Raw genomic sequence first — 26,660 nt, 5'->3', positions numbered from 1 at the left:
ATGCCCTTGGCCTCAATTTGGGGGCAAGGGCATCAGCACCGCCATCTCTCAACCGCCTGCGCCCAACAACCAGCAATGGCTAAGGGCATTTCCAGGATGAGAAACGCGCTTGGGTACGAGTCCGTACCAACATTTGTTAATGGCGGCCGTATCTGGCGACCTTAGGGTTAGCGAAGTGTCATCTACAGATAAGGACAGTTGCGATGGAACAACCCGCGAAAAATCTGCCCTGTGTTGAGTTGATCGACGCCTGCGGCGAGTGGCATGTCCGGGTGGTGGAGGAAGATCAGCAGCGGATCCGATCCTTCGAGATCGAGCGCTCCGCTTTGGCCTACGCGGAACGTCAGCGACGACGCCTGGAGCTCGCGGATTTCACCCGTATATGAGTGTTGGAGCCAGCGATTATGTCAATCGATAGCTACGATGAAGTTCGCGAGTGGGCTAGCCCAGTCTTAAGCCATACCTTGCAGCGACGGCACATTGATAAGGAGAAATTTGAGAGAGCTGATCGCGAAGCACGCAAACTGATCGAGGCGGAACGGCAAGCCAGAGAGGCCAAGACCGCGCGGCTGAGAGAATTGAGGCTAAGCGGAAGCAGAGGCCAGCCTTAGCTCAAACCGTCCGCAGCGCTCAAAAACTGATCGTATATGCGAGCAATTCTCGGCCAAGACGCAAAGGCTAACCAGGCTCCATTCGATCCTTCTTGGATGATTGCGTGTCAGCGGCGACTTCATCAATCCCCTGCCCCGGGACATTGAACAGGGCGGCTGCCATTTGGGGAAGTCAGCCACGCTGACGGAACGACGCGCGAATTAGGTGCGGTTTCTGACCTTTCAAAGGAAAAAGCTTCGCAACGAGAGTCCTTGCGGCCGAAGTAGTCTGCCGACGGGGCTCCCCTGTGGAAAGCCAAGGGTCAATTGCAAGCAACTGCTCGAGCTTCTCGTCAGTCGAAAGCAATCCGTTCTCGGCTATGCGCCGAACCTTCCTTTCGGTGAACATCACCATGCCGACGTGTCCTCACCTTGATCCTCGCCAACGTCGCTCTCTTCGGAACGTTCCACACTTTCATCCCAACAGCATGGCCAATCGCACGCAGACAACGGACAGGTCAACAGGTCGGGAAGCGCCGCCAACCGGAGATCAGGCCGTATGTGCTCCACTGACCCCGCGACGAGCAACCCCGGGCCGAAATCCTACGCACTCTTGTCAGTCGAGGGGAACAAATCGTCCGCACGCAAATTCGTATCGGACGGAGATAAACCTAGCGAGGGCAAAAAAATGGGATTCTTTGGCAAATATTTTTCAGGTCTGTTGGGGAAGAATGGACAACCGGAAACGCGTGGCGGCGACATGCGTAAGGCTACAGGCGCGGGCCCGGCCTTGGCAGCGCACTCTAAGGACGCGAAAAGCGAAGCCCCGACGGGCCAAAATGCGACGGCAGCGAGAAAGAAATCCAACGGTCAATCTCAACGACGTGGGTAACTGTTCGGCAAAGGCCGAGCCGCTAATCTCGCCGCGCGGCGGCCTTGAGGTTTGAAGCCCATGCGAGCAGTACCCTTGCCTGGTAAGGTGGTCTTCGGAGACCTTGGCGAGGTGGAACCGCTGAGCCGGAAGTTCGGTGGCGACCGCGGCACGCCACTGGATCGCTACTATATAGAAAGCTTTCTGCAGCGTCATGCAAAAGACATTAGGGGACGTGTCGCGGAGATCGGCGACAATGTCTACACCCTCCGTTATGGCGCCGAACGGGTCGAGCGGACAGACATTATCGACTCCCCGCAAAGTGCCAATCCACATGCTACAGTCCGCTTTGATCTCCAGAACCAAGACGCCTTAGAGGCCGGCCGTTTCGACTGCTTGATCGTGACCCAGACGCTGCATATGATTTACGACGTGCATAGCGCGCTGGCCACGATCCATCGCGCCTTGGCAGCGGGCGGCGTTGTGCTGGCGACGGTGCCCGGCATTACGTCGATCGACGCTTATGATGGCCCAGAGAAATGGTTCTGGGCGATGACCCAGAGTGCCGCGCGACGCTTGTTCGAGGAACGGTTCGGCACCTCAGCAGTGGAAGTGCAGCAATTCGGCAACGTACTTGCAGCCACGGCCTTCCTTCAGGGACTCGCGTTTGAGGAGATCGACCGCGCAAGCCTTGACGTCGTTGATCCCCTGTATCCTGTGATTACTGGGATCAGGGCCACCAAAGAATCCTGACCCGTCACCGAGCTCAGGGAACGGAGTGGAGGCGAGCCTTGTCGGGACGGGATCCGATCAACTGCCGGAAAATCTGACTGGTCATGATCGCCGACTGGCGGATGTCGAAGCATGCTTGCGCACGCCTCACGCTCGCACCAGCCATAGACTTCAGCTTGGCCGAGTTGGACAAGAGGGCGAGCGCCGCCAAGGCCACGCCCTCCCAGTCGCCGGGATATTCCGAAACAATACCGGGCCACTCGGTGGTGCCCACAAGAATTCCGGTCTCGCCTGTGGCGACGATTTCCGGAACGCCGCCGACGCCGATCGCCACGACCGGCACACCCGACGCCATGGCCTCCAGGATGGTGAGCGGCATCGCGTCGGCGCGCGATGTATGCAACAGCAAATCAAGCGCCGGATAAATCCGATGTGGTTCGCGCGCAAGCCCAATCATATGAATGCGCGACTCCAGCCCCGCGCGTCGTATGGTAGCGACGAGATCCTTCTCCATTAAGCCGGTGCCAACCATTGCGAAATGCACGTCGGGACGCCTTTGCAGAATGTACTCGGCTGCCTTGAGGAACTTGTCGGGGCCTTTTTCCCAGGCAAGCCTGCCAACGAAACCAACCAGCAGATCGGCAGGACCGACGTCGATTGTTCGGCGGAACTCCGCCGGCTCAGCGGACATCGGATGATACATTGCGAGGTCGACGCCGTTGGGAACAAGGCTTACGCGTTCAGGCGCCAACCCTACAGCAAGTGCCTGTGACCAAGCTTCACGGCACACCACAATGGTGTGGCTCCCGGTTGTGCGCGCCACACTGATTTCCTGCGGATGAAGGCTCATGCCATGCAACGTGGCTACGGTCGGCGTCCCGCAAAGGCGGCCGGCCATTGCCGCGACGGTATGTGCATTCATCAGGTGAGCGTGGAGCAGATCAACCCCAGTTTCGCGGACCAATGTGCAAATCAGCTCGACTGTCCGCCAAGGCGGATCGTCGCGCAGCGGGGCAATATAGACGTCTCTCCCTTCGGATCGTAACAACACGGTATAAGGGCTCTCAAATGGACACAGGAGAGAGACCTTGAACTCGTTCGATGGGAGGTTTGCAGCCAGGTTGCGCACGTAATTTTCCATGCCGCCGACTATAGCGTTTCCCAAGACCTCGAGTATGTGCGTGCGCTCATCAGTCTGGCCGCCTGGCAACACACGCGGTGTCCGGGCCATCACTTTCCTCCTTGTGCTGGGCGTAGCCTTAGCCAGTCCATTGCAGTCCCCGCCATGATCTCATTTCGGTCCTCGATCGCGACGTCTAGCTGATCGAGCACTGTCGCAACCTCGTCTATTGCCGCGCGAATATGAGCACCACTGCAGGGCAGGAAGCGATCGCTGCCGAATTGCAGGGAGCGCGGGCCGATCACGTCGATTGCCTTGCGAAATACCTCGTAGCGGTAGATCGGAGGTGGGCCGAATGAGAGGTCGAAGCGAAACTGGCTCGCGGCCGGGTCGACTCCATTTATCCGATCTATAACGCCAACTGCATTGGCTTCGTCACACCATGGCCAGCCCAGATGAGCCAAGGTCACTCGAAGGCCGGGATGATCACGAACTGCTTCGTAGAAAGAGGGGCGGCAAAACCGTCCGGATCGACCGTCAATGAAAATTCCACTGTGGAACAAGATCGGGAAATTGAGCTTTGCAGCGACCGCGTAGACACGATGAGCGCACTCGTCATAGGGGTACCAACCGGTCGGAACCATCTTCAACGCGCGAATACCGGGAAGTGCAGCTGCCTCCTCCAGATCGTGGGCGGATTGTGGATGGAGTGGATTGACAACGGCGAACCCGACCAGCCGATCGGAGTGGCCTTCGATCAGGCCTGACAGGTAGCGGTTGCCGGCGCGCAACGATTCGCGGTCATCAAGGGAATAAGGCGCTGTCAGGAACGGCGCCAGCAAGAAGGCGGCATCAACCCCCGCATCGTCAAGTGATTTGAGCACGTCCGCTGTCGTTTCGCGGCCGGACGTATGAAGGTGTGCATCGACAATCATTTGCGTCTCCCCGCCGACAACTTGCGGAGGCGATGGCCGTTCCAGACGTAAAAAGAAATCGTGGTTTCTTCGGCGTCCCGGTCCGGAAACAAAATTATGTCGTCGGCGTGGAACCCGAGCTTCAGACGGAGCTTGATCCACCATAAGCCAACCCTAATACGGATCGTTGCAATGGATCAGAGCGTATCCAACCCCCCGCTTGCGCCATTCGAGCACCCGCTTCTGCTATGTTTCTCCCACTTGCGCTGGGATTTCGTTTTTCAACGCCCCCAGCATTTGATGACGCGCGCCGCAGCCCACTACAACGTCGTCTTCTTCGAGGAGCCTGTGTTCGAGCCCGTCCAGAGACCACTGTTGCGCCGCAGGTCGGTTGCCTGCGGCTTGGAAGTCGTGACGCCCGTCCTCCAGAACCGCCAGTCCGCAATTGATACCGACAAAACCCTCGCCATCTTGTTGGACAGACTGGTTTCCGAGATCAAGCATGACCAGTTGGTAACTTGGTATTACACCCCCATGGCCCTGAAGTTCACTGCCGCGCTGCACGAGGATGTCTGCGTCTACGACTGCATGGATGAACTCTCTGCCTTTAAGAACGCACCGCCCGAACTCGAGCGGCTCGAGCAGCAACTGTTCATCAAGGCCGACGTCGTGTTCACCGGCGGCATGAGCCTTTATGAGGCCAAGCGCGGCCGGCATCCATCCGTCCATGCCTTTCCAAGCGGCATTGACACGGCGCACTTCCATCAGGCGCGCCGCCCTCAGACAGACCCTGCCGACCAGCAATCCATTGCGCATCCGCGCGTGGGCTTCTTCGGTGTCATCGACGAGAGGTTTGATATCGACCTGATGGCTCGAACCGCCGCAGCGATGCCAAACGTCGAGTTCGTCACCATTGGTCCGGTGGTGAAGATCGACCCGGCCACGCTGCCGACCGGCCCAAACATTCATTGGCTGGGCGCCAAGCGGTATGCCGAACTGCCTGAATATATGGCCGGTTGGGATGTGGGATGGATGCCTTTCGCCTTGAACGCCGCCACACGGTACATCAGTCCCACGAAGACCCCTGAGTTCCTTGCCGGGGGGCTGCCCGTGGTTTCGACAGCCATAGCCGATGTCGTGCAAACCTATGGCCGTCGCGGACTGGTGAAGATCGCTGACGCTAGCTCGATGCCATCAGCGCTCCGGACCGCTCTGCGCGAAGGGCCCGTTGGAATGACGAAGGTGGACGCATTCCTCTCGGGGATGTCGTGGGACTCGACCTGGAAAGCCATGCATGACTTCCTGACACCCGCGAAGATTTCGCGCCATGCCACGTCTAGCCGGCTGGTCGACCATGTTTGACTGGCTCGTCGTCGGCGCAGGCTTCGCAGGAAGCGTTTTGGCAGAACGCGTCGCCAGTCAGCGTGGAGATACAGTGCTGGTCGTCGATCGTCGCGCTCACATCGGCGGCAACGCTTTTGATTGGTATGATGAAGCCGGCATTCTTGTCCATCGCTATGGGCCTCACATCTTCCACACAAATGCAGAAGCCATCGTGGCCTACCTGTCTCAGTTTACCGCGTGGCGTCCTTATGAGCACCGCGTTCTGGCCCAGGTAGACGGTCAGCTTGTGCCAATCCCAATCAACCTCGACACAATCAATCGTCTCTATGGCCTAGACCTCACCTCTCAGCAAATGGAGCAGTTTCTGGCCGATCGCAGGGAGAGCGTTGAGGAGGTCCGCACCGCCGAGGACGTGGTCGTGGGCACCGTGGGACGGGAACTTTATGAGAAGTTTTTCCAAGGGTACACGCGAAAGCAATGGGGGGTCGACCCATCGCAGTTGAGCAAATCAGTAACGGCGCGCGTGCCGACACGAACCAATCGCGACGACCGCTATTTCTCCGACAGGTTCCAGAGCATGCCGGCGGGTGGATACACACGCATGTTCCAGAAGATGCTGGCTCACCCGAATATCAAGGTGATGCTGCAGTCGGACTACCGCCAAGTCCGACACGTCATCCCCCATCGGCGCCTCATCTATACCGGTCCGATCGATGAATTTTTCGATTTCAGGCTGGGGAAATTGCCGTATCGATCTTTGCGCTTCGAGCACGTCACGCTGGACCGGCCACAGTTTCAACCGGTGGCCGTCGTCAACTATCCGCAGACCGAAGCCTTCACAAGGATCACGGAATACAAGCATATGACGGGCCAGCGACATCCTCAAACCAGCCTGACCTACGAATACCCGACGAATGAGGGCGATCCGTACTATCCGGTTCCACGGCCGGAGAATGAAGTGCTCTACAAGCGATATGAGGCACTAGCTGCTCAGCAGACCGATGCGATTTTCGTCGGGCGGCTGGCAACATACCGGTACTACAATATGGACCAGGTGATTGGTCAGGCGCTGACTGCGTTCAATCGTATTCAGAAAACGGGGGCCTCGGCGCTATCTCTCGCCAAAGGGGCGGCGGGATAGCCGTGGTGGAGGTCTGGGGCGGCATCGAATGCAGCGTGGTTCGTGTAGGCGACGTGATCCGCGATCAGCTCCTCGAAACCGGGCATTCAAAACGCATCGAGGATTTGGATCTCGTTGCTTCTCTTGGTATCAAAACCGTTCGATACCCAGCGCTGTGGGAACACGTCGAGACAGTGGCGGGCAAGGATGACTGGAGCTGGCTGGACCAACGGTTTCAACGCATGCGCGAACTCGGCATCAGTCCCCTGGCAGCCCTCATTCACCACGGAAGCGGGCCATCCTGGACGTCCATTCTAGCGTCGGATTTTGTCGAACGCCTCGCGGCGTTTGCCACTCGGCTCGCAGGGCGGTACCCGTGGATAACGACTTTCACGCCGATCAACGAGCCAATGGTGACCGCTCGCCTCAGCGGCCTTTATGGACTCTGGCACCCGCACCGCGCGGACGAGGCAAGTTGCCTGCGACTCGTCGTGGCCCAATGCCGCGCGATCGTCAAGACAATGTCGGCCATCCGCAAGGTCATCCCCGATGCCAGGCTTATGCAGACAGAGGATTTCGGAAAGATATTTGCGACGAAAGAGCTTGCGTACCAGGCTGATTATGAAAATGACAGGCGATGGCTCTCGCTGGATCTGCTTTGTGGGCGTGTCGGTCCCTGCCATCCTTTCCATGAACGCCTCCTAGGGGCTGGTGTCGATCACACCCACCTTGAAGAGCTGGAGGCCGCGCCCTGCCCTCCGGACCTTATTGGAGTTGATTACTACCTCACCAGCGATCGGTTCCTTGATCATCGCGTCCAGCGGCATCATCGGGAACCGGTAGGAGGCAACGGCATCGAACCCTACGTCGATGTTGCCGCTTTCCGCGCCGGCCTGCCAGCGAGCGAACTCGGATTTGCCTCGCGTCTGCGTGAAGTGTGGCGGCGCTATACTCTGCCGGTGGTACTCGGTGAAGTCCACAATGGCTGCACCCGTGAGGAACAGCTGCGGTGGTTCTTGGAGGGATGGGAGGCAGCCTGCGAATGTGTGGCTGAGGGTGTTGATGTACGGGCCATCACCGCATGGTCGATGTTCGGTGCTATTGACTGGAATTCCATGATGATGCGCGAGGACGGATACTATGAATGCGGGGTGTTCGACACAAGGGCGGCTACTCCGCGTAGAACGATACTGGCTGATGCCATTTCGGCCCTGGTGAAAACCCGATCATTCGACCATCCGGTGCTTGTACAGAGCGGCTGGTGGCGAGCGCCGCGAAGGTTGAGGATATCGCCTACGATCCAACTGCAAGGGTTTGACCGGCTGCTCTCGATCCTGGGTGAGTGTTGCAGCCGCCGTAGACTTCCAGCCAGGGCGGACCATCGGACAGGATCGACAGACGCATGGGTTGAGCTCAGCGTGAAGGGCGGCGGAGGACGCGGTTCACGACCTGTCTTGTTTGCGAGATATGGCGACGGCAAAACCTTCTCGCTATCGCTTCCTGATGGCGTAAATCGGGTCGCCGCCTGCAATGCATTCCTCGACCTCGTGGTCGACGGCCTTGCCGGCGATCACGAGCTTGTTGCTGCTGACCGCGACAACCAATATCAAGTCTGCGAAGCCCCGATCGGGCATGCCGCCGCGCTAGCGCGCTAACGGTTTCACCACGCCACTTACCCTCCGCGTCTGGTGAGTCTTACGACAGCTACCTCGGATCTCGCACCATACTGAGATAGGTCGGATCGAATTCAGCGATCTCCTGAAGGCGCCCCCAGTCGATGATCGTCAACGACTGATCCGCCCAAGTGACCGCGCCGAGCTTACGAAGGTCGCCCACGATGCGGTTCATATGAACAACCGATAGTCCCAACACGTCTGCGAGTTCGGCCTGCGTTAGTGGCAAACGGAAACTTAGACCGGTCGTTCGATTCACCACCTTCAACCGGACGTACAGTTCGCAAATCAGGTGGGCCAAATGGGAGATCTTCGACCGTCGGCCCATAGCGACGATCCATTCCCTGTGGATCGCCCCGTCGCTGTCTCCGTGATCTTTCGTAGCCGACTGTAATCGGCAAAAAGCACACGGAAGGCCGACAAAGCGATAATTCCATGGTCCATGGTTTTGAGCAGGAAAGCATGGAGGTGGACAAAATCGCCCGGTACCTGGAGCGCCGTGAATTGTCGACCGCCGTCCTCTAGCACTTTGTATCGCGCTGCCAGTCCCTCAACCAGAAGGGTGCTATAACTCGGACGGGATCCCGCAGACACCAGATCCTGGCCAATGGCGACATCACGTCCGATTGAAATCGTTTCGGCAAGCAAAGCCCGTCCGGCGTCTGAGACAACATCGTGTTGCTCTAGCTGCATAAAAAGAGGTTCGAGCATCTCGTAGTCCCGAGGCTTATTGACGGAGGGCCCCCACCACCCTGGCAGCGTACGACCTCCATTTCCAAAAGGATCGTGGTAACAATCTGATGTATTTTCTCCCAAAGCCCCAGCAGCGATGGAACCTCAATTCGTCGAGGAGATTTACAGGTGACGTTTGCGGTGAGCTCGCAATGAACCGGTATTTCTTCGATGTTTACAACACTGACGGGCAGGTTCTGGATGAGGAAGGCCAACTTTTCGAGTCGCCCGATCGCGCGCGAGCGGAGGCCTTGCGCATCCTGCATGACGTCGCGCGCGATGAAATGCCTGACCGTGACCTGGCAAAACTTACCGTGAAGGTTAGGGGTGGCGACGGCGCCCAAATGTTTGAAGCATCGCTCATCTTAACCGCGGGTTGGAGTGCATCGTTATTCGTTCCGCCAAAGTAAGGGCAGTGTGAGCGCGCGAATATGGTGTCGGCGGTAGGCGCACGAACAGGCGAGCGGTCATCCGTCAGTGTCGTCGCTTCGTTCACCCTCCTTCTTGTGCGATTCCCACGACACCTTTCACTATGCATTGTCCGACGCCCGAGAGAGGCGTCGGCTCTCTCATGCTTTTAGAAAACGAGCGGCGGTCATGGTCATTGAAGGCTTCTTCCCGTCTTGACGCAGAGCAAAGCCGATGCTCCAACCGACGTGTCTTAGCGGAACTGGTCAAATGTGCATTGGCTGGGCGACTTGTCCGGTCGCCAGCGCAGCAGCTTTGTGCCATGCCGGAAGCGATCACCCGTTACATGATCGAAGCGCACCTCCACGACCAACTCAGGGCGCAGGGGCTCCCATTCGCCACTCCGTTCCGTGCTCCATCGGCTTGGCCCGCCCGGTGCCTTGCCAGTGAAGCCTGGCGGTTCGCGCAATGCTTCCAACCGATGGGTCAGTTCGGTGCGTTCGTCATTGGAGATCGTGGATGTAAAGCCTACATGATCGAGCCTGCCATCCTTGTCATAGAGGCCGAGCAGGAGGGATCCGGCCTCGCGCCTGTCGGCGAGATAGCGGAAGCCTCCTACGACACAGTCAGCCGTCCGCATCCGCTTGACCTTCACCATGGCGCGTTCGCCGGGAAGATACGGCCCATCCAGCCGCTTGGCGATTACGCCGTCGGTATTGCCGCCCGAGTCCTGCAGCCACTTTTTGGCCTGCATAAGATCCAAGGTCGCGGGCGAAAGTTGTATGTCCGCACTGCCTATTGACCGAACCAACCTCTCCAGCGCGGCACGTCTCCCGGAGAGCGGTCGATCGGTGAGAACTTGTCCGGTCGGATCAGCCAGCATATCGAACACCATCAGCTTGGCGGGCGTCTCGACCGCCAGTTTGCGAATGCGGCTTTCGGCCGGATGCAGACGCATCTGCAAGGCGTCAAAGGAATAGTTACCGGTGCGTTCGATCAGAATCTCACCGTCGATGACGAATTGCGCTGCCGGAAGGTTGCACAAGCGATCGACAAGCTCAGGAAAATAGCGGGCGAGCGGCTTTCCGGACTTGGCGCGAATATCTACCGCATTGCCGTCCTTGAACGACAGACACCGAAATCCATCCCACTTAGGCTCATATTGCCAGACACCCTGTTCTACGGGAATGGCGTCCGCACGTTTGGCTTCCATGGGAGCAGTGTCGATCGGCAGGAGAAATGGGGCGGAAGCGCTCATTTTGCTTCCCGCCCTTTGCGCGACACCCTCCAGAGATGGGAAAGCGGACCACTGCTGCCGTAGACGGGATCCTGCCGCGGTTTCGCGACTTTGGGAATGGCCTTGACCGCCCGGGCATGGTCCTCCTTGCCTTTGCATTCGTCGTAGATCCCGTCCAGCGGATAGGCGCCGACCACCAGAAAGTCGTCTTCGGCATACAGACATTCGTGGCCAGTGCCTGCCGGCAGGACAGCGACGTCCCCCGCCTTCATCGTCAGCGAGCGGCCGCGCTTGCCGCCGAACTGCACCTTGGCCGATCCGCGAGCTACTCCGAGAACTTCGTGAATGCGGGAATGGTAGTGAACATAGTTGTAGATGCCATTCCGCCAGGACTTTTGCCAGCCGTTGCGTGCGAAGAGGTCCTCAAAGATTGCAGCTGGATCATACTTGGCAGGCAGTTTCGCAACGCCATGATACACGACCAAAGGCCAGTACGGATGATTGGGGATGATGCCATCATCCTTGAAAAGGAACGTGTACGCCTTGCGTGATCGCAGCAGGCGCTCGAGATCGTCGCTTGAGGGCCGCTGCCAGCCTGTCACCTTCTCGACGAACTTTTTTCCGCTTTCGAGTATTGGCATCACGTCTGCCCAGCTGGCGAGTCCACTGGTTGGAGGGGCGCGACCGCAGGGCCGTTGAGTACGGTCCCGTCGGGAGCGAAATGCGAGCCGTGACAGGAGCAGTCCCAGCACTGCTCGGTCGAATTCCAGGCCACTTCGCATCCGGAATGCGTGCAGACGGCGGAATGAAGATGCAGCTTTTCAGCCATGTCGCGGCAGGCGGCGATTTTGCGCAGGCCGGCGCGAACAATCCCGCCCTCACCAGGCGCCAGCGCGTCCAGCGACTCCAGATCGCCCGGCAGCAGATAGCCCGCGAGATTTCTGACCGCCGACAGGTTTTCCCGGACATAATTGATCACGCCTGGGGGCGTCTTGCGCGAAGGATCATAGACCCCGGCCCATGGGTTCTCCTTCCCCGAAATCAGATCCTTCAAGAGCAGACCGGAGAGGGCGCCATGCGTCATGCCCTGGCCGGAGTCTCCAGTGACCACATAGACCGAAGAGCTGCCCGGATTTAAACCGATGAAGGCGCAATAGTCGATCGTGTCCAAAACCTGCCCCGACCAGCGCGTGACCTCTTTGGCCAAACTTGGCACGAGTTGGCGTATCCAGGCCTCGATCGCCTCGAAGCGGATCTCGCCGTCGTCGGCTTCGCCGGATTTGTGATCGGCCCCTCCCGCGATCAGATAATCAACCGAACCGGGGCCGGGGTTCAAACGGACATAGTGATAGGGGTCGGCCGTATCCCAGAAAAGCGCGTCCGGCAGATCGCCGCGCGGCAGGGTGAAGGCCATTGCATAGGTGCGATAAGGCGACATCTTCGTGTGGAGCTTGAAGCGGTCGTTGATGGGGGAATTGGTTGCAACGACGGCAGTCGCCGCTTCAACAGCGCCACCATTTTCGGTCGAGACGCGCACGCCACCATCAGGCAATTCCTCGACGGCAAGCACCGGACTATTCGCAAAGATACGACCGCCCTGTTCACGAATGACTCCGGCCAAACCGCGAAGATATCGCAGCGGATGGAACGTCGCCTGATTTGGATAGCGCAGGACCGGTGCGTTCTCGAAACCCTTAAGCGGCACGCCTGTCACCAGCTCGGCCGCTGCCCCTACTCTACGGGCCGCATCCAACTCTTCCTGTCGCTGATCCCGGGCATCGTTGAAGTCCACGCCCATCGCCGGAAAAAGGAATGCGTCCAGCCTGCGGAAATTGCAATCGAGCCCTAACTCAGCGACGTTCTGCTCGATGCGCGCAACCGCTGCCTCTTGGCTTTCCTGGAATAGCCTTGCGGTCTCTTGGCCGCGCAGGTTGATCAGCGCGCTCAGACCGTCGTCGCAAATCGGCGCCAGATGTGCAGTCGTTCGTGATGTCATGCCGCCGGCGATCAATCCTCGATCGAGGACAATCACCTTTTGCCCGATGCTGGCAAGCTCGTAGGCGACTGACAGCCCCGCGACGCCCGATCCGATGATGACGGTGTCGCAGTTTTGCTTTCCGGTGAACCGCGGCGCATCGGGATAGACGTCGACCTTCATCCATAGCGATCGGGTTTGTTCACCAAGCGCGTTCATGCCAGCCACCGCCGTCACCTGGATGCCTTCTGGGTGACCTTTCGCTCGGCGATTGTCGTCAGCTTCTTATCGGCCGCCTTTTCCTCGTTGAGGGTGGTATTGAGAAGCCGTGCGACGGCCTCGTTGCCGCGGTCCTGCGCCCAGGCGATCAACGTTCCGTAACGGGTGATCTCGTAGTGTTCGACGGCTTGCGCCGCAGCTATCAAGGCCGCGTCGAGTACTTTTTTCTCGGCAACTTCGCCGGCTATCTCATTTGCTTCCTTGATGATGCCGTCGATCGCAGGGCAGGTCGTTGCCTTGGGCTTTTCGCCGATCAGCTCGAAAGCCTGGTCGAGGCGTTGAACGTGTTTTTCCGTTTCCGCAAGGTGCGTTTTGAAGGTAGCTGCCAGGTCGCGATTCGTCGCTTTTTCCGCCATGTCAGGCAGTGCCCTCAAAATCCGCTTCTCCGCATAATAGATATCCTGCAAGACATGCAGGAACAGATCGTCGATGGTCTTGATGTCTTTCGTAAACAATCCCACGGCACGCTCCCGGTTTCCCATCCTTGAATTGACAACGCGCGGATTTGCCAGCTGTTCCGGTCGCTCTGGCTTCCTTGGCGGCGCTTCGGCACGGCGAAGAAGTACGGTCGCTCGCCAGCACCTCATGAATGCCGCCTTCAGGTTCGAATTGTTCCAGAACTTTCAGTCTCAGCTCATGTCAACTGCGCTGCTTGTCGCTTGTCCATTTCTCAAGCGTTTGGGAATAGACCCTCGGCGACACAGCCTCGTAGCCGCAGCGTTTTCGGCTCGCGACAAACCACACTGAAAAGAATTCAGCACAGGGTCGTATTCGCTCTTGCGGATGGATGTCGAAGGCATGTGCCAACCCTAGACGAGGGCCATCGGCATATAGCGAATGATCACCTTGTCCTGCCGAAAACGTCGTTCGAGTTCCGTGCGGCGCTCATGCCAATTCGCCAGGTCGATTTCCTCCACCATAACCTCGAAGATGACAATGTCGTCGTTATGGGATTCCGCGCCTTGCCGCCATAGACCCTCCGCGGGCGCCTGATAGTAGGCCGTAACTCCTTTGAATCGGCCTGCGAGTTCCTCCTTGACCTGATCGAAATCGTGTCGTGCGAAAGGTTGGCCGGCATTGTCGGCCCGCGGGAGAAGGATTTGGAGAAGGTGCATGTCCGCACTCGCTGAAAAAGCATTCAACGATTGATAAGCTCACGCGTTCCTTGTTGGGAGCGTGTCGCGTCTCGGCCGAGCCTACATCGGGGGTCCTTGTTTTTCCCGCCCACTAGCGGTCGCCATGCTGAGTTTGAAACGGGAAGGCGAACCCCATGGCGAGCAGCCTCTTGGCTCTAAACAGCCTTCCTCTGCCGTCTTCGGTCAATCGAGCTCTATCCAGGCCGGCGCGTGGTCGCTCGGCTTTTCCCATCCTCGAGTATCGATGTCTACGCCGGCACCTCTCAGCTGGCCGGCAAGCCATGGGCTCACCAGCAGATGATCCATGCGCAGGCCGGAGCTCCGATCGTACCCGCCCCGATAGGAGAAATTCCAATAAGTGTAGATGCCTTTCTCAGGGTGGATGCGCCTGACGGCATCGATCCAGCCCTGCTCGAGCATCGTGGCATAAGCTTCCCGGCTTTCCGGGAAATAGACGGCATCACGTAGCCATCGGCTCGGAACAACTGCGTCAATCGGGGTCGGCACCACGTTATAGTCGCCGCAAAGCACGACGGGCGCGCCTTTTTCGAGCAGCGGCTTGGCATAGCTGATGAGGCGTTCGAACCAGCGCAGCTTGAAGTCGAACTTTGGGCCGGGCGCCGGATTACCATTGGGCAGGTAAAGGCATCCAACGATCAACCCGTTTATCTCGGCCTCGATATAGCGGCTATGCGTATCATCGATGTCCCCGGGCAGGCCGCGCCTTCGTTCCATCGGTTCGGCACCCCGCGCAAGGATGGCCACGCCGTTATAGGATTTCTGACCATGCCAAATCGCGCTGTAACCCGCTGCGCGGATTGCTTCGGCCGGAAACTTTTCGTCCGAAGTTTTCAGTTCCTGCAGGCAGACGATGTCGCAGGGGGTCTCAGCCAACCATCTCAGAAGTACGGGCAACCGACCATTGACGCCGTTCACGTTGAAGGTGGCAATGCGAGTGGCCGGCATTGTTGGCGTGTCTCTATTTCTTGCCCAGCTTATCCTCGACCTTTTTGCGGCTGTTGCCCATCGACCTAACCGCCGACTTCACAGCATCCTTGCTGGCGTCGGTCTTGCCGGCTTCATAGCGCACCTCGTGATCCTGCCTACCGGCAACCTTGACCCGATCCTGGTTGCGCCCGCGCGTCGTGCCACTGGTGGACATCTCTTCCTCCGAGTTTGCCGCTTCAACGCTTCACAACGCGGCCGGACTCTTTAGGTTCATCCGGCAGCGACAAGAGACGTGAAGTTGGACAGAACGCTTCGCCCATTTTGGGGTCCGGAGGAGACAAACAAAAAACTGGCCAATTTTGACCTCGTCGGTTTGTTCGAGTTTCCTGCGCGACATAAGCATCCGCCGTCGGTGTGGTTCAGCGAGGGTCGGTATCTCGCTCGGCTCAAGGAACCACTTGTTAGTCCGAACCATTCTTCGAGAAGTGCCGTACGTCCGAGGAATAGATGGCGACCGACAAGCTCTCAAAGTACAAATCGAAGCGTGATTTCGAACTCACGCAGGAACCGAGCGGAAAGGAAGCGATCAGGCCGTCCAACCGGCGGCGGTTCGTCATCCAGAAACACGACGCCACCCGGCTCCACTATGATCTCAGACTTGAACTCGACGGCGTCTTCAAATCCTGGGCGGTGACCCGCGGACCTTCGCTTGATCCGCATGACAAGCGTCTTGCGGTTGAAGTCGAAGATCATCCGCTCGACTACGGGGACTTCGAAGGCACGATTCCGAAGGGGCAGTATGGCGGCGGCACTGTGATGCTCTGGGACCGGGGCTATTGGGAACCGGAGGGTAAGAAGAGCCCTGAACAGGCATTGGCGAAAGGCGACTTCAAGTTCACGTTGGAAGGAGAGCGGCTGCACGGCAGCTTCGTTCTGGTCCGGATGGCCAACGACCGGGAGCGAGGCAAGCGTCCGAACTGGCTGCTGATCAAGCATCGCGACGCGTTTTCGGTAGAGGAGGATGGCGGCGCTATTCTGGACAAAAATGCCACCTCGGTGGCTTCCGGCCGCACCATGGAGGAGGTTGCTTCAGGAAAAGGCCGCAAGCCCAAACCTTTCATGCTGCAGGGCGGAAAGGTGGGCGCCAATGCGGTGTGGGATAGCCGTGCCGGCCTGGCCGCTCAGGAGCGCAAGGAGAAAGCTCGCGGCAAAAAAAAGGCGGATGCGACCAGACCGGTCGATCTACCAGAATTCATCGCCCCGCAGCTCTGCGACACTCTGGCGAGGCCCCCATCGGGCAGCGGATGGCTGCACGAAATCAAGTTTGACGGATATCGCATCCAGACGCGCATACTCGACAGCGACGCGACACTGAAGACGCGCAAGGGACTAGACTGGACCGCCAAGTATCCCGCGATCGCACAGGCGGCCAGCGATCTTCCGGACGCAATCATCGATGGCGAGATATGTGCGCTTGATGAGAATGGCGCTCCGGATTTCGCCGCCCTTCAGGCCGCCCTGTCCGAAGGCAAGACTGATGCGCTGGTCTATTTTGCATTTGACCTGCTCTTCGACGGCTCTGAAGACCTGCGTGCGTTGCCGCTTTCGGAACGGAAGGCTCGCTTGCAGCACTTCCTGTCCGATGCGCGAGATGATGCCCGCATACGCTTTGTCGAGCACTTTGAAACCGGCGGCGATGCGGTGCTGCGCTCGGCCTGCCGATTGTCGCTTGAGGGAATCGTGTCGAAGCGTGCCGACGCGCCCTATGTTTCAGGTCGTACCGAGACTTGGGCAAAGTCCAAATGCCGCGCCGGCCACGAGGTTGTCATCGGCGCATATGCCACCACCAACGGGAAGTTCCGATCGCTTCTGGTTGGCGTCAACCGCGGCGATAGGTTCGTCTATGTCGGGCGCGTCGGTACCGGCTACGGCGCCGCGAAGGTCAAGGACCTGTTGCCTAAGCTGAAGGCGCTCGAAACGACGAAATCCCCGTTCACGGGCATCGGCGCTCCGAAGAAAGACCGCGGTGTCGTCTGGCTCAAGCCGGAGCTCGTGGCGGAGATCGAATTCGCCGGCTGGACATCCGATGGTCTTGTTCGGCAGGCGGCATTCAAGGGGTTGCGGGCGGACAAGCCGGCCGAGGAGGTCGAGGCCGAGAAGCCGGCCTCGCCGACGACGACGGAGGTATCCCGGCCTGCGACACCGACATGGCCGAAACCTTCTGGGCGTGGCGGCAAGGTCGATGTCATGGGCGTACTGATTTCCAACCCCGAAAAGCCCTTGTGGCCCGATGCCAACGACAGCGCGCCGGTCACCAAGGAAGACCTCGCCCGCTACTACGAAGCAGTCGGCGCGTGGATGATCAAGCACATCCGCGGCCGGCCGTGCTCGATCATAAGGGCGCCGGACGGGGTCGGCAGCGAGCAGTTCTTCCAGCGCCATGCGATGGCTGGCACCTCCAATCTTCTGGAATTGGTAACGGTATTCGGTGACAGAAAGCCTTATCTGCAGATCGATCGTATCGAAGGGCTCGCTGCAGTGGCCCAGATCGGTGCGGTTGAACTGCATCCCTGGAATTGCGAGCCCCAGCAGCCGGAGGTGCCAGGCCGTCTGGTCTTCGACCTCGACCCTGGTCCAGACGTTCCCTTTTCCATGGTTGTGCAAGCGGCCAGGGAAATGCGCGAGCGGCTTGACGACCTCGGGCTCGTCAGCTTCTGCAAGACGACCGGCGGAAAGGGCCTGCATGTCGTGACGCCGCTCGCTGTCACCAGCCGCACCAAGCTCACCTGGCCGGTGGCCAAGGGTTTTGCGCACGACGTCTGCCTTGCCATGGCGCATAACAACCCTGAGCTCTATCTGACCAAGATGGCGAAGAACCTGCGCCACGGGCGCATCTTCCTCGACTATCTGCGCAATGACCGCATGGCCACGGCGGTTGCGCCGCTCTCGCCGCGCGCGCGGCCCGGAGCGACGGTATCGATGCCGCTGACCTGGACGCAGGTTAGGGCCGATCTCGACCCCAACCGCTACACGCTGCGCACCGTGCCCGGGTTGCTCGCGAAGAGTAAGGCCTGGAAGGATTACGACAAAGGTCATCGTCCTCTGGAGCCGGCCATCAGACGGCTGGGAAGGACGATGAAGCAGGTTGCCTGATCAGATCTGCGTCCGCTCATGTCGAACAACGCGGCATCGGCCTTTACCTCGCGCAGTCTCTGATAGGACGCGTGCCGCAACTTTCCGTCGTTGCGGTTGCGTCGGCTCGCGTTTCCGCAAGCGGCGAGAGTGAACTGTTCATTCACGGAGTGCTCGCATTGTGACTACCGGCCCACCGGTCTGGGTGATCGGCGCATCCTAGCGCTTGCCCGGACGGTTCTCCGCCTCGACGGATTTACGCAACGCGTCCATGATGCTGATGACGTTGTTGGGAGTGGCCTTCGACTCAGCGCCCTTGGCCTTTGTCGGACGCTTCGTCTTCTTACGCTTGGCCTCGATGATCTCCAGCAGCTTGCCCTGAACCGGATCTGACACCAGCGTGCTATCCCAATGGCGCGTCTGCTTCTTGATGAACTGTTGGATCAGCGGCATCATCTCGGGGTCGGACATTGTGCCCTCGATGCCCTCGAAGTAGGCCTGTTCGTCGCGAACCTCGTCACCATAGCGCAACGTCCACAAGACGATGCCTTTGCCGCGCGGCTCAAGCATGACGGAGCGTTCCCGGCGCGAGATCACCAGTCGTGAGATGCCGACCATGTCCTCCGCTGCCATGGCATCCCGGATGACCGAGAATGCCTCCTCCCCGACCGGATCGTTTGGCGACAGGTAATATGGCGTGTCGAGCCAGATCCATTCGATGGAATCGCGCGGAGAGAAGACCTCGATATCGATGGTCCTGGTGCTGTCGAGGGCGACGTTTTCGAGCTCCTCGTCTTCGAGGATGATGTAGTCGTTCTCGCCGCGCTGATAGCCCTTAACCTCGTCTTCCTCTTTCACCTCCTTGCCGGTGACCGCATCGACGTAATGACTGACGACGCGGTTGTGCGTCTCGCGATTGAGCGTATGGAACCGGACCTTTTCGCTCTCTGAGGTCGCCGGCATCATCTGCACGGGGCAAGTTACCAATGAGAGCTTCAGATAGCCTTTCCAGTATGGGCGGACCGCCATGACAACCTCCGATCAGGCAGCGCGCTTCGTGCTTGCGGCGCGCCCGGGCTGCGGCTTCCGATCACTGGTGGTCTTCGCTGCAGTGCGTTTCGGCTTTTCACTGGCTCCCATTCCGGCGCTTTGTCGCAAGGCTTGCAGCAGGTCGTTCTTCTTCGCGGGCGGCGGCGCCTTCTTCTTGGGCAGAGCTTTGCCCTCGATCTTTGCCTTGACCAGTTCGGCGACCGCGGCTTCATAGCGATCGTCGAAGCTCTTCGCGTCGAAAGCGCCCTTCTTGGAGTTGATGATGTGCTTGGCGAGGTCCAGCATCTCCCCGTCGATCTCCATTTGGGCTATGTCGTCGAAAGCCTCCTTTGCGGAGCGGACCTCATAATCGAAATTCAGCGTCGTGCCGATCAGGCCTTTCCCATGGGGGCGGATCAGAACCGTACGCAGGCGCCGGAACAACACCGTGCGCGCAAGCGCCGCAACTTTCGCCTGTCGCATGCCGTCACGCAGCAGCCTGAAGGCATCGGCGCCCATTTTGTCGGGGATGAGGTAGTAGGGCTTATCGAAATAGACGTCATCGATCTCGTCGCACGGCACAAAGGCCTCGATCTTGAGGGTCTTGTCGCTATCGGGAACTGCAGCTGCAACCTCTTCCGGCTCAAGGACAACGTAGTCGCCATTCTCGATCTCGTATCCCTTGACCTGATCTTCCCGCTCGACCGGATCGCCTGTCTCGCTGTCGACGAACTCGCGTCGGACCCGGTTGCCGGTAGCGCGGTTGAGCGTGTTGAAGGCGATGCGCTCAGCGGATGAAACTGCCGTATAAAGCGCCACGGCGCAGGCAACTTCTCCGAACTTGACATAACCCTTCCAATTCGCACGCGCGGACACCATCGAACTCAAAACTCCGACACAACCCATACGAGTCATTAAGCGAATCTTGGCCGTGAAGGTTCCCAGTCAAAAACGAATCTAATTTCAATGGGTTGGCGATACGACCGGTGCGCAAATCTGCTTCAACGGCTTCGCTCGCGGAAGCCGTTCGCGGGCGGCGTCGACGGGCTGCACATGAGAGCAGATTGTCACTCCTATCGTTACCCGAAGGCCAAAATTTTACGTTGCAAGAACTTAGAGATCCTGCGACCAAGCTCTGAGATGGCCTCTCCTCTCGATGGGCATCTCGAAAGTGGCAGTCTGGACAAGAAGAGCCTTTGCACGGTCGATTGCACCGAGAGCGCCATCAACGTCCTCGCCTCGTGCCATTTCGACAGTTACAAATTCCCCGCCCTCCCCCTCAAAACTACTCGAATAAGAGGCAGGCCTGAGACGCCGCGGCAGGTGCAATGTTGATTCCGACGATCTGCATGGGAAGTCCTTCAATTTTTCAGTGACGAAGGCTTTCGCCGGTTCGATCGGTGATTTCCTTGATCGTGCTCATCCGCATGGCCGAGGGAGTCGCTGGCTACGGTCAATACTGCCAGGAACGCAGCGGCGTATCTGGCAAAGCCGAAGGCCTGCGCGGCGGCCAATTTCGCACCGCGCGCATGTTCAGCGATAAACTTGTCCGCGGCATCCTGAACTTCAGCCCCAGCCTTGCCGAACAGGTCGCGCTCTTTTGCCGTAGACTTAAACGCCTTCCCGATAATGTGGCCGATCAACAGGCTTCCCGCAGATCCGGCGAGCACCCTTGCGCGCGTCAGGTTTGTAATCGCCTTGCCCGTATGGGTTTCGTAACGCATTGACGCTGCGTCCGAATGCGTGGCGCAGCCAACGAGGTCGACAGCGTCGTGACCGATGCCGGCGGGGCCGCGGGCACTCCGCCGGCCCGCGTCGAATATGACAAATGCGCCCAACGCGACCGCTGCGGCGGCGCCGCCGTTATCCTTCACAGCGTCGGACACACCGCCAAGAGCCTTAGCAACTTTCTGCTTGGCGTATCGCGTCGACGCGTCGACCAGATTTCGGGGCTGCAGCCGCCGGCTTATTTCGCTGACCGGCTCAAACAAAGCCTGACGCTCTGTTCGGCTCTTCAGCATGATTTCCCGCATCTCTTCATTGGGTTGAGCCAAAACGCATCCCCTGTTTCAGTGTTGCGATGTCAGTGCGCACCTGATTGACGGTCTCGACCGGTGTGATGGTCCATCCCGCAAGCGCTCGCTTGGCAAGATAGAGCAACAGCACTCCGCCCACCCCGAGCAAAACGCCGACGACCAAACACGCGACCATCGGATTCACGCCGAGGTGGATCATCGCGAGGATCAGGAACTGGACCATCGCGAACGCTGCGAGGACAAACAGCGCCAGTGCGGCGATGCCGCATGCGCCCGACGAGACGATCGTCGACGTCTTGACCTTCATCTCCGCCCTGAGAAGGCGAAGGTCGAGGCGCATCAGCGAAGCGAATTGGCTCAACACTTCGCTGAACACGCTTCCTAAGGATCGGCGATCGGTACCATCATCCATTTGGAGTGCTTCCTCTCAGGACCGATCAGAGCTTCGCATGATGCGGGTGAGAACCACGCCGGCCAGGATGCCGATGCCGAAGAAGGCGGCAGGCTGGCGCTGGGCGAATTTTGTAACGGAGTCCAGCAACTCACCCACGTTGCGATCCCTGATATCCGACGAAATCCGTTCCACACCTTCGGCCGCGCTGCGGACCATGCCAGCAACCTGTGGGGATTGTTTCTCGATGCCGTCGGCTGCTTCTTTGACGGAATGGGCGATATTGGCAATCGCGTCGGCGCCCGCGGTCTTGTTCAACTCGACCGCTTCCTTGAATGCTCCAGCAGCATCCGATGCCACCGAGCCGGCATAATTTTTCGCGTCAGTCGAAACGGAAGCGGCAGCGCTCTTGAGGTGTGTTGCAGTTTCGGCCGCGCTGGACTTCAACTTGCCGATTGCTTCCTTGCTTTTTTCGGTCTGGCGGGTATCGGTCTTGTCCTGCCATTCATTTCCCCCAGAGGGTCCGCTGAGGTCGTTGTTTATGGGCGTGTTCACGTTTTTTCGCTCCTGTTCCTGAAATTGATCTTGTGAATTGAACTTCACCAACGGCACCCAGTTCCTGCTCAAATCGAATATTCCTGGCGCACAACGGGGCTCTTGAAATCAAGTGACAACCCTTGGTAAGTCCCTCACTCGCGGCGGTTGCTCCGCAGAAGCTGAAGGCATTTTTGAAACCCGGCGGCTTGGCCCGTTCCCGAGGCGACGATTGCGTTCGCGGGCCGAGCGCGAACTTCGAGCCGCCATCACAATCAACTTGTTCAAGGCGGGCGTCAGAAGCGTGACCTTGGCCGTCTGACGCGGCACGACGAATGGACGCTTCGTGAGCGCTCCCCTTGAACGCACAGGCGGGCGGCAGGCAAGCTCATCGTTTCGTGCCGGCAATTGCCAAGCGGCCTGTTACGCCTACACTTGGGAGTCCAGCCTACCTATCCTTCTGGGACAGACGGGAGAACGGCGAAGGCTGGCTAAAAAGCGCCGATCTTTGCGATAATGAAGGCAACCGCAAGTGCGCGGTGGCGATTGCGAGAGCTTCGAATTGAGAAGCCAAATGGGATGTGCAGATAAGGAAGACCTCACCTCGCGCAGCACTGATCGAAATCAGAAAAATTCGTGAGAATTTTGCTGCCGGTCAGTGAGAGAGGCCGCCGATGAGCAGGCAAAAACCAAATGTGCTCTTGGTCCCCTGTTGTCCAGTCTCGCTGCGGTGGAACGGGTTGTCATAACGCGCGTTGCTCCAAAAGCTTAACAGGGGAACGCAGAATGGACGAGGATCTCTGTATGAAAATCGCGCGAACCGACCTCTCTTTAACCGGTTCGAGCAGCGACATGGCTACCATCATGTCGGGGGTCGCGACTACAGTTGAGGATTTCCTCGTCGGCGCCGAAGACGGTCTGGCCCATCGGCAGAGCTATGATGGAATTTATTGTGAAACCATCAGACGGTCAGAAGCGTCGGGCGCATAACGAAAACACCCGTCTGTCAGTCTCGTCAATCAGCGCTTGTACGCGCTTCAACAAAGGCTAGTCGATTGTCTAAGAGTTCTGCGCGAACGCTATCTTTGTCGGGATTGCTCTCAAGCGACGCGGGCAAGCTGCGCCCCTTTGTAAGTTCTTGAGAGATGGCAACCGAGCTGCCGCCTTTCGGTCGCATGGCTTCACCCACAAACGTGAAAGCGGGCAAATCCGGACGTTTGCGGAAGGGGCTCCTGTACGTCGCCGTTGCTGTGGTCGCAAGCTTGCTGACGGTGGTCACCATAAATGTAATTCCAGACCAGCGCGTTGTGCAATCGCCCGTGCCCCACCGTTTTTACGCATCGGATCCACAATTCGCCAAGACGATGAGCAGCTTCTCGCAAGGGCACATCTTCAGTTCGAACGCTGTCCAGACCCTCGTCAACGGGGACGAGATTTTTACTTCTATGCTCCAAGCAGTCCGAGCCGCTCATTCGACGGTCGATATGGAGACCTATATCTACTGGTCTGGGGCTGTCGGCTATGAGTTCGCGACGTCTCTTGCCACGAAAGCAAAAGAGGGCGTTGAGGTCCGCGTTCTGGTCGACTGGGTCGGAAGTCTTCCGTTCGATGAAGAGCTCATCCGCATCATGACAAGTGCCGGCGTAAAGTTCGAGCGCTATCGACCCATCCATTGGTACACGCTTGATCGCGTAAACAATCGCACCCACCGCAAGTTGCTGATCGTGGACGGACGGGTCGCATTCACCGGTGGCGTAGGCATCGCTGACAATTGGAGAGGAAATGCTCGCAACCCCGATGAGTGGCGCGACACCCACTACCGAATCGAAGGACCGGCCGTATCAGCTTTTCAGGCGGCGTTCGCGGAAAACTGGATGAAGACAACCGGGGAGACGTTGCAGGGTGAGAAGTTCTATCCTCCGCTCCAACCAACGGGAACACTGGGCGCCCAGCTGATCCTGTCCTCGCAGCCGAATGGCTCGGCGGACATGGAACTGATGATGTTGGCAGCGATCGCCGCTGCTGAAGATCACTTGCGTATCGGGATGGCCTATTTCGTACCGGACGACATCGCCCTCGAGCAGATCCTGGACGCTAGGAAACGAGGCGTATCGGTTGATGTTATCGTGCCCAGTTCCATTACCGACGTGCCACTGACCCGAAAGAGTTCGCGGTATTTCTGGGGCACATTGCTTAGAGCAGGTGTTCACATCTTCGAGTTCCAGCCCACGATGTACCATCCCAAACTCTTGATCGTTGACGACGTCTGGGCGAGCTTTGGTTCAGCCAATTTGGACGAGCGTTCCTTGCGTCTGAACGACGAAGCCACGCTGAACGTTTACGGCAAGGATTTTGCTCGGACGCAAATCGATTTGTTCAATCAAGATCTTGAGCGGTGCAGGCAGATCAGCCTAGAAGAATGGCAGACTAGGCCCCTCAGCGAAAAGGTTGCAGACTGGTTTGCCAGTTGGCTGAGGTCGCAGCTTTGACCGGTGCGTGGCCCGACTACCCCTCGGCAAGCATCCCGCATAATGCTGCGCTTGCCCCAACCGAGCCCGAGTCGATTGCGCAAAGAAGTGCTTGTCTTACTCGTGCGACAAACCGCCGGGGGCTGCCATACCATGGGACGTTGAGCCTCGCCCATCATGTCCGCAACGAGGTTCCCAATCCCGAGTTAGTTCAGTCACAGATCAGGCTGAGGTGCTACTGGAGCTCAGCGATCGCGAGGAACCAAGACGACAGTTGGGCATTCGAAGCGACTTTTGGGCAGACGGCGCCGGTAAGAGGGTCCTAAGTAAAGTCCGGGTGGCAATGCTCCCGCGGTCACGTGTCCTTCCCCCGGTGTCAAAAGGCCCGCAGGAAGACGCCGAGATGCCGAGCCAGAAATTAGCTGGTTCGCTCCGCCCCAGGCGTCACAATCTGCAAGGCGCGGCCTAATGGTCGCGGCGAAACAACCATCCGCGATCCCGCAGAGTTGCAGTCTTGCCGCCGGCTGGGCAAGCTCAAACCGGCTGCAGACGAATATCACGCTAGAGATCGCTTTCGCGGACCGCTCTCGTTGGTTGGAAATTTCCACGTCTCGCGAGCACGCACGGTCTCGTAACGACCCTGAACGGTATGGAGGCACCTAAAAAAGCGGGTGGCGATCCGAAAATCGCCACCCATTTCCTCGACATGAATATACCGGAACGTTTCCCCTGCGGCGCTACTTCGGCTTTTGAGATAGGACAGGCTGCATCACGCTATTTCGATAGGCGTCACCTAGGGCGCGCCGCCGAACCAAAGCGGCAGAAAATTCAAGAAACAGACTTTGCAGTTGTTTGTAGATACGCATGGCAATCTCCCCTACAATGCGCAAGGCCTCGAAGCTACTGCCCAGGCCATTGGAGAATGGTCAAGCCGCCCCCTGGCTGGCTGCGCGTTCGTTCACTCCCGCCTCGCCGAGCGCCGTGAGGGTGTCGTCAGTAGCCTTTTCCTCTTCGAGAGTCGCATCGAGCAGCTCGATCACATCCTCCTTACCTAAGGCAGCCGCCCAAGCGATCAGAGTTCCATACCTGGCGATTTCGTAGTGCTCTACCGCCTGCGCGGCCCCGACCAGACCAGCATCCAACGAGGGCGAACCCTTATATTCCTCAAGGATTTCGGACCCTTCCTCGAGGATGCCATCAATGGCGGGGCAGGTTTTGCCGCGTGCTGGAACGCCGAGAAGTGCAAAGACTTCCTCCAAGCGCTCAACCTGCCCCTCGGTCTCTGCAAGATGTTTCTGGAAGGCGGCTGAGACTTGCTCGTCATATGCTCCTTTGGCCATCTTTGGCAGAGCTTTCAGAATTTTCTTCTCGGCGTAATAGATGTCTTTTAGTCCGTCCAGGAGAAGGTCCTCCAGGTCCTTATTGTTGCCATTGGCTTTTTTTGGCGTGGCCATGTGCAGTCTCCTTTTTCAAAAACGCCCACAATGAGCGATTCGGAAACTTCGAAAAATGCGCCGAGTTCCGTGAGGAAGGAGATTTCAAGTCGCACCTGGTCGCTCCGGGAAACCCCGACGCTTTGTGACCGCTAGAGATCGGACGGCGGCCGTGGCCCCGCCGATCACTCAGACATTGCAATTTTCGTTTTTGGGCGCGCGCCCGTGCAGCCTGAGCCACCTCAAGCCCAGCCTTCGCTTGCGCTCGGCGTCATTATGTAGTGGCGGCCAGTCGTCCTCTCGCCTTTTATCGAGAGCGTTGGAACAATTCGGGCGCAACGAATTTTAAGGCGCTGATATTTGGGAGCGCCGAAATGAGGTTCGTTGCTATCATGGACCCGACCCACCAAACACGGTGAGGTGGCGCTGCGACAGAAATGTCTGTGGCGACCGCCCGCCGAACTGCGAGTTGCAAACCCGGCCGCGTTGCTCGATCCGCCTGCAGCAGCACAGGTTCAGAGCTGAGATAATTGTTTGCGTAATTCGCAAGCTCCGATC

Annotated in this window: 25 protein-coding genes and 1 pseudogene; 9 read left to right on the top strand and 17 right to left on the bottom strand. The window is 58.6% G+C overall.

Going from position 1 to position 26,660, the window contains the following annotated elements; translation table 11 throughout:
- The first annotated feature begins 203 nt into the window (after positions 1–203).
- Complete coding sequence (locus tag ACYHH6_RS12690; protein WP_352590623.1) at positions 204–386, top strand: hypothetical protein; 183 nt, start codon at positions 204–206, stop codon at positions 384–386.
- Positions 387–1,593: 1,207 nt separating this feature from the next.
- Entirely contained in the window at positions 1,594–2,214 is a 621-nt protein-coding gene (locus ACYHH6_RS12685; protein ID WP_352590620.1) for a methyltransferase domain-containing protein, read from the top strand.
- A 13-nt stretch (positions 2,215–2,227) separates the two neighbouring features.
- Here the strand turns inward: ACYHH6_RS12685 and ACYHH6_RS12680 are convergent, their stop codons facing one another.
- Together ACYHH6_RS12680 and ACYHH6_RS12675 are read right to left on the bottom strand one after the other, a co-directional pair.
- Positions 2,228–3,424: a glycosyltransferase family 4 protein gene (locus ACYHH6_RS12680; protein WP_352590617.1), complete on the bottom strand. Its 1,197-nt coding sequence runs from the start codon at positions 3,422–3,424 to the stop codon at positions 2,228–2,230.
- A complete protein-coding gene (locus ACYHH6_RS12675) occupies positions 3,424–4,248 on the bottom strand; it encodes an amidohydrolase family protein (RefSeq protein ID WP_352590614.1) in 825 nt (274 codons plus the stop codon). Before ACYHH6_RS12675 ends, ACYHH6_RS12680 begins: the two co-directional genes overlap by 1 nt.
- Positions 4,249–4,419: 171 nt before the next feature.
- Here ACYHH6_RS12675 and ACYHH6_RS12670 point away from each other — a divergent pair, with 171 nt between their 5' ends.
- From ACYHH6_RS12670 to ACYHH6_RS12660, 3 genes are read left to right on the top strand one after another with little or no spacing between them, the layout of a single operon-like run.
- Positions 4,420–5,589 (top strand): glycosyltransferase, encoded by a 1,170-nt coding sequence (locus tag ACYHH6_RS12670; protein WP_352590611.1) that lies wholly within the window; start codon positions 4,420–4,422, stop codon positions 5,587–5,589.
- Positions 5,582–6,712, top strand: a complete 1,131-nt coding sequence (gene glf / locus ACYHH6_RS12665; RefSeq protein WP_352590608.1) for a UDP-galactopyranose mutase — start codon at positions 5,582–5,584, stop codon at positions 6,710–6,712. Before ACYHH6_RS12670 ends, glf begins: the two co-directional genes overlap by 8 nt.
- Before the next feature lie 5 nt (positions 6,713–6,717).
- On the top strand, positions 6,718–8,346 hold the full coding sequence (locus ACYHH6_RS12660; RefSeq protein WP_352590605.1) for a glycoside hydrolase family 1 protein: 1,629 nt from the start codon (positions 6,718–6,720) through the stop codon (positions 8,344–8,346).
- A gap of 49 nt (positions 8,347–8,395) precedes the next feature.
- Here ACYHH6_RS12660 and ACYHH6_RS12655 read toward each other — a convergent pair.
- Positions 8,396–9,075 (bottom strand): annotated as a pseudogene (locus ACYHH6_RS12655) (Crp/Fnr family transcriptional regulator).
- A gap of 173 nt (positions 9,076–9,248) precedes the next feature.
- Here ACYHH6_RS12655 and ACYHH6_RS12650 point away from each other — a divergent pair.
- Positions 9,249–9,506: a DUF6894 family protein gene (locus tag ACYHH6_RS12650; RefSeq protein WP_352590602.1), complete on the top strand. Its 258-nt coding sequence runs from the start codon at positions 9,249–9,251 to the stop codon at positions 9,504–9,506.
- Positions 9,507–9,757: 251 nt separating this feature from the next.
- Here the strand turns inward: ACYHH6_RS12650 and ACYHH6_RS12645 are convergent, their stop codons facing one another.
- From ACYHH6_RS12645 to ACYHH6_RS12615, 7 genes are all read right to left on the bottom strand, one after another.
- Positions 9,758–10,762: an ATP-dependent DNA ligase gene (locus ACYHH6_RS12645; RefSeq protein ID WP_352590599.1), complete on the bottom strand. Its 1,005-nt coding sequence runs from the start codon at positions 10,760–10,762 to the stop codon at positions 9,758–9,760.
- Positions 10,759–11,382 carry a cupin domain-containing protein gene (locus tag ACYHH6_RS12640; protein WP_352590596.1) on the bottom strand — a complete coding sequence of 208 codons (624 nt, stop codon included), beginning with the start codon at positions 11,380–11,382 and terminating at the stop codon, positions 10,759–10,761. Before ACYHH6_RS12640 ends, ACYHH6_RS12645 begins: the two co-directional genes overlap by 4 nt.
- Entirely contained in the window at positions 11,382–12,935 is a 1,554-nt protein-coding gene (locus ACYHH6_RS12635; protein WP_352590593.1) for an FAD-dependent oxidoreductase, read from the bottom strand. Before ACYHH6_RS12635 ends, ACYHH6_RS12640 begins: the two co-directional genes overlap by 1 nt.
- Before the next feature lie 14 nt (positions 12,936–12,949).
- On the bottom strand, positions 12,950–13,456 hold the full coding sequence (locus ACYHH6_RS12630) for a YciE/YciF ferroxidase family protein (protein WP_352590590.1): 507 nt from the start codon (positions 13,454–13,456) through the stop codon (positions 12,950–12,952).
- Between the two features lie 348 nt (positions 13,457–13,804).
- On the bottom strand, positions 13,805–14,110 hold the full coding sequence (locus tag ACYHH6_RS12625) for a hypothetical protein (RefSeq protein ID WP_352590587.1): 306 nt from the start codon (positions 14,108–14,110) through the stop codon (positions 13,805–13,807).
- 204 nt (positions 14,111–14,314) lie between these two features.
- Positions 14,315–15,097, bottom strand: a complete 783-nt coding sequence (gene xth, locus ACYHH6_RS12620; RefSeq protein WP_352590584.1) for an exodeoxyribonuclease III — start codon at positions 15,095–15,097, stop codon at positions 14,315–14,317.
- A gap of 13 nt (positions 15,098–15,110) precedes the next feature.
- Positions 15,111–15,293 carry a DUF3606 domain-containing protein gene (locus ACYHH6_RS12615; protein WP_352590581.1) on the bottom strand — a complete coding sequence of 61 codons (183 nt, stop codon included), beginning with the start codon at positions 15,291–15,293 and terminating at the stop codon, positions 15,111–15,113.
- 293 nt (positions 15,294–15,586) lie between these two features.
- Here ACYHH6_RS12615 and ligD point away from each other — a divergent pair, with 293 nt between their 5' ends.
- On the top strand, positions 15,587–18,232 hold the full coding sequence (ligD, locus tag ACYHH6_RS12610) for a DNA ligase D (protein ID WP_352590578.1): 2,646 nt from the start codon (positions 15,587–15,589) through the stop codon (positions 18,230–18,232).
- 198 nt (positions 18,233–18,430) lie between these two features.
- Here the strand turns inward: ligD and ku (ACYHH6_RS12605) are convergent, their stop codons facing one another.
- The 5 genes from ku (ACYHH6_RS12605) to ACYHH6_RS12585 form a co-directional block, all read right to left on the bottom strand.
- Complete coding sequence (gene ku / locus ACYHH6_RS12605) at positions 18,431–19,240, bottom strand: non-homologous end joining protein Ku (RefSeq protein WP_352590576.1); 810 nt, start codon at positions 19,238–19,240, stop codon at positions 18,431–18,433.
- A 12-nt stretch (positions 19,241–19,252) separates the two neighbouring features.
- Positions 19,253–20,119 carry a non-homologous end joining protein Ku gene (ku, locus tag ACYHH6_RS12600; protein WP_352590573.1) on the bottom strand — a complete coding sequence of 289 codons (867 nt, stop codon included), beginning with the start codon at positions 20,117–20,119 and terminating at the stop codon, positions 19,253–19,255.
- A gap of 482 nt (positions 20,120–20,601) precedes the next feature.
- Complete coding sequence (locus tag ACYHH6_RS12595) at positions 20,602–21,294, bottom strand: hypothetical protein (protein ID WP_352590570.1); 693 nt, start codon at positions 21,292–21,294, stop codon at positions 20,602–20,604.
- Positions 21,278–21,688, bottom strand: coding sequence for a phage holin family protein (locus tag ACYHH6_RS12590; RefSeq protein WP_352590568.1), 411 nt, complete (start codon positions 21,686–21,688; stop codon positions 21,278–21,280). The genes ACYHH6_RS12595 and ACYHH6_RS12590 overlap by 17 nt, the downstream gene beginning before the upstream one ends.
- Before the next feature lie 15 nt (positions 21,689–21,703).
- Complete coding sequence (locus tag ACYHH6_RS12585) at positions 21,704–22,294, bottom strand: hypothetical protein (protein WP_488500435.1); 591 nt, start codon at positions 22,292–22,294, stop codon at positions 21,704–21,706.
- Between the two features lie 693 nt (positions 22,295–22,987).
- Here ACYHH6_RS12585 and ACYHH6_RS12580 point away from each other — a divergent pair.
- Both ACYHH6_RS12580 and ACYHH6_RS12575 read left to right on the top strand, forming a co-directional pair.
- Positions 22,988–23,191 carry a hypothetical protein gene (locus ACYHH6_RS12580; RefSeq protein WP_352590562.1) on the top strand — a complete coding sequence of 68 codons (204 nt, stop codon included), beginning with the start codon at positions 22,988–22,990 and terminating at the stop codon, positions 23,189–23,191.
- Between the two features lie 155 nt (positions 23,192–23,346).
- Positions 23,347–24,690 carry a phospholipase D-like domain-containing protein gene (locus ACYHH6_RS12575; protein WP_352590559.1) on the top strand — a complete coding sequence of 448 codons (1,344 nt, stop codon included), beginning with the start codon at positions 23,347–23,349 and terminating at the stop codon, positions 24,688–24,690.
- A gap of 716 nt (positions 24,691–25,406) precedes the next feature.
- Here the strand turns inward: ACYHH6_RS12575 and ACYHH6_RS12570 are convergent.
- Together ACYHH6_RS12570 and ACYHH6_RS12565 are read right to left on the bottom strand one after the other, a co-directional pair.
- Positions 25,407–25,535: a hypothetical protein gene (locus ACYHH6_RS12570; RefSeq protein WP_352590556.1), complete on the bottom strand. Its 129-nt coding sequence runs from the start codon at positions 25,533–25,535 to the stop codon at positions 25,407–25,409.
- Between the two features lie 60 nt (positions 25,536–25,595).
- Positions 25,596–26,123, bottom strand: a complete 528-nt coding sequence (locus tag ACYHH6_RS12565; protein ID WP_352590553.1) for a YciE/YciF ferroxidase family protein — start codon at positions 26,121–26,123, stop codon at positions 25,596–25,598.
- Positions 26,124–26,660 lie beyond the last annotated feature (537 nt).

The sequence above is a fragment of the Mesorhizobium sp. P171375 genome, from assembly GCF_057786075.1.
This window is presented reverse-complemented; position numbering and strand designations above follow the sequence as displayed.

What these genes read in the sequence shown, in the direction of transcription:
- ACYHH6_RS12690 (WP_352590623.1), top strand. Translation starts at nt 204, where the DNA reads ATGGAACAACCCGCGAAAAATCTGCCCTGTGTTGAGTTGATCGACGCC.
- ACYHH6_RS12680 (WP_352590617.1), bottom strand. Translation starts at nt 3,424, where the DNA reads ATGGCCCGGACACCGCGTGTGTTGCCAGGCGGCCAGACTGATGAGCGC.
- ACYHH6_RS12675 (WP_352590614.1), bottom strand. Translation starts at nt 4,248, where the DNA reads ATGATTGTCGATGCACACCTTCATACGTCCGGCCGCGAAACGACAGCG.
- ACYHH6_RS12670 (WP_352590611.1), top strand. Translation starts at nt 4,420, where the DNA reads ATGGATCAGAGCGTATCCAACCCCCCGCTTGCGCCATTCGAGCACCCG.
- glf (WP_352590608.1), top strand. Translation starts at nt 5,582, where the DNA reads ATGTTTGACTGGCTCGTCGTCGGCGCAGGCTTCGCAGGAAGCGTTTTG.
- ACYHH6_RS12650 (WP_352590602.1), top strand. Translation starts at nt 9,249, where the DNA reads ATGAACCGGTATTTCTTCGATGTTTACAACACTGACGGGCAGGTTCTG.
- ACYHH6_RS12645 (WP_352590599.1), bottom strand. Translation starts at nt 10,762, where the DNA reads ATGAGCGCTTCCGCCCCATTTCTCCTGCCGATCGACACTGCTCCCATG.
- ACYHH6_RS12640 (WP_352590596.1), bottom strand. Translation starts at nt 11,382, where the DNA reads ATGCCAATACTCGAAAGCGGAAAAAAGTTCGTCGAGAAGGTGACAGGC.
- ACYHH6_RS12635 (WP_352590593.1), bottom strand. Translation starts at nt 12,935, where the DNA reads ATGAACGCGCTTGGTGAACAAACCCGATCGCTATGGATGAAGGTCGAC.
- ACYHH6_RS12625 (WP_352590587.1), bottom strand. Translation starts at nt 14,110, where the DNA reads ATGCACCTTCTCCAAATCCTTCTCCCGCGGGCCGACAATGCCGGCCAA.
- xth (WP_352590584.1), bottom strand. Translation starts at nt 15,097, where the DNA reads ATGCCGGCCACTCGCATTGCCACCTTCAACGTGAACGGCGTCAATGGT.
- ACYHH6_RS12615 (WP_352590581.1), bottom strand. Translation starts at nt 15,293, where the DNA reads ATGTCCACCAGTGGCACGACGCGCGGGCGCAACCAGGATCGGGTCAAG.
- ligD (WP_352590578.1), top strand. Translation starts at nt 15,587, where the DNA reads ATGGCGACCGACAAGCTCTCAAAGTACAAATCGAAGCGTGATTTCGAA.
- ku (WP_352590576.1), bottom strand. Translation starts at nt 19,240, where the DNA reads ATGGCGGTCCGCCCATACTGGAAAGGCTATCTGAAGCTCTCATTGGTA.
- ku (WP_352590573.1), bottom strand. Translation starts at nt 20,119, where the DNA reads ATGGTGTCCGCGCGTGCGAATTGGAAGGGTTATGTCAAGTTCGGAGAA.
- ACYHH6_RS12590 (WP_352590568.1), bottom strand. Translation starts at nt 21,688, where the DNA reads ATGGATGATGGTACCGATCGCCGATCCTTAGGAAGCGTGTTCAGCGAA.
- ACYHH6_RS12580 (WP_352590562.1), top strand. Translation starts at nt 22,988, where the DNA reads ATGGACGAGGATCTCTGTATGAAAATCGCGCGAACCGACCTCTCTTTA.
- ACYHH6_RS12575 (WP_352590559.1), top strand. Translation starts at nt 23,347, where the DNA reads ATGGCAACCGAGCTGCCGCCTTTCGGTCGCATGGCTTCACCCACAAAC.
- ACYHH6_RS12570 (WP_352590556.1), bottom strand. Translation starts at nt 25,535, where the DNA reads ATGCGTATCTACAAACAACTGCAAAGTCTGTTTCTTGAATTTTCTGCC.
- ACYHH6_RS12565 (WP_352590553.1), bottom strand. Translation starts at nt 26,123, where the DNA reads ATGGCCACGCCAAAAAAAGCCAATGGCAACAATAAGGACCTGGAGGAC.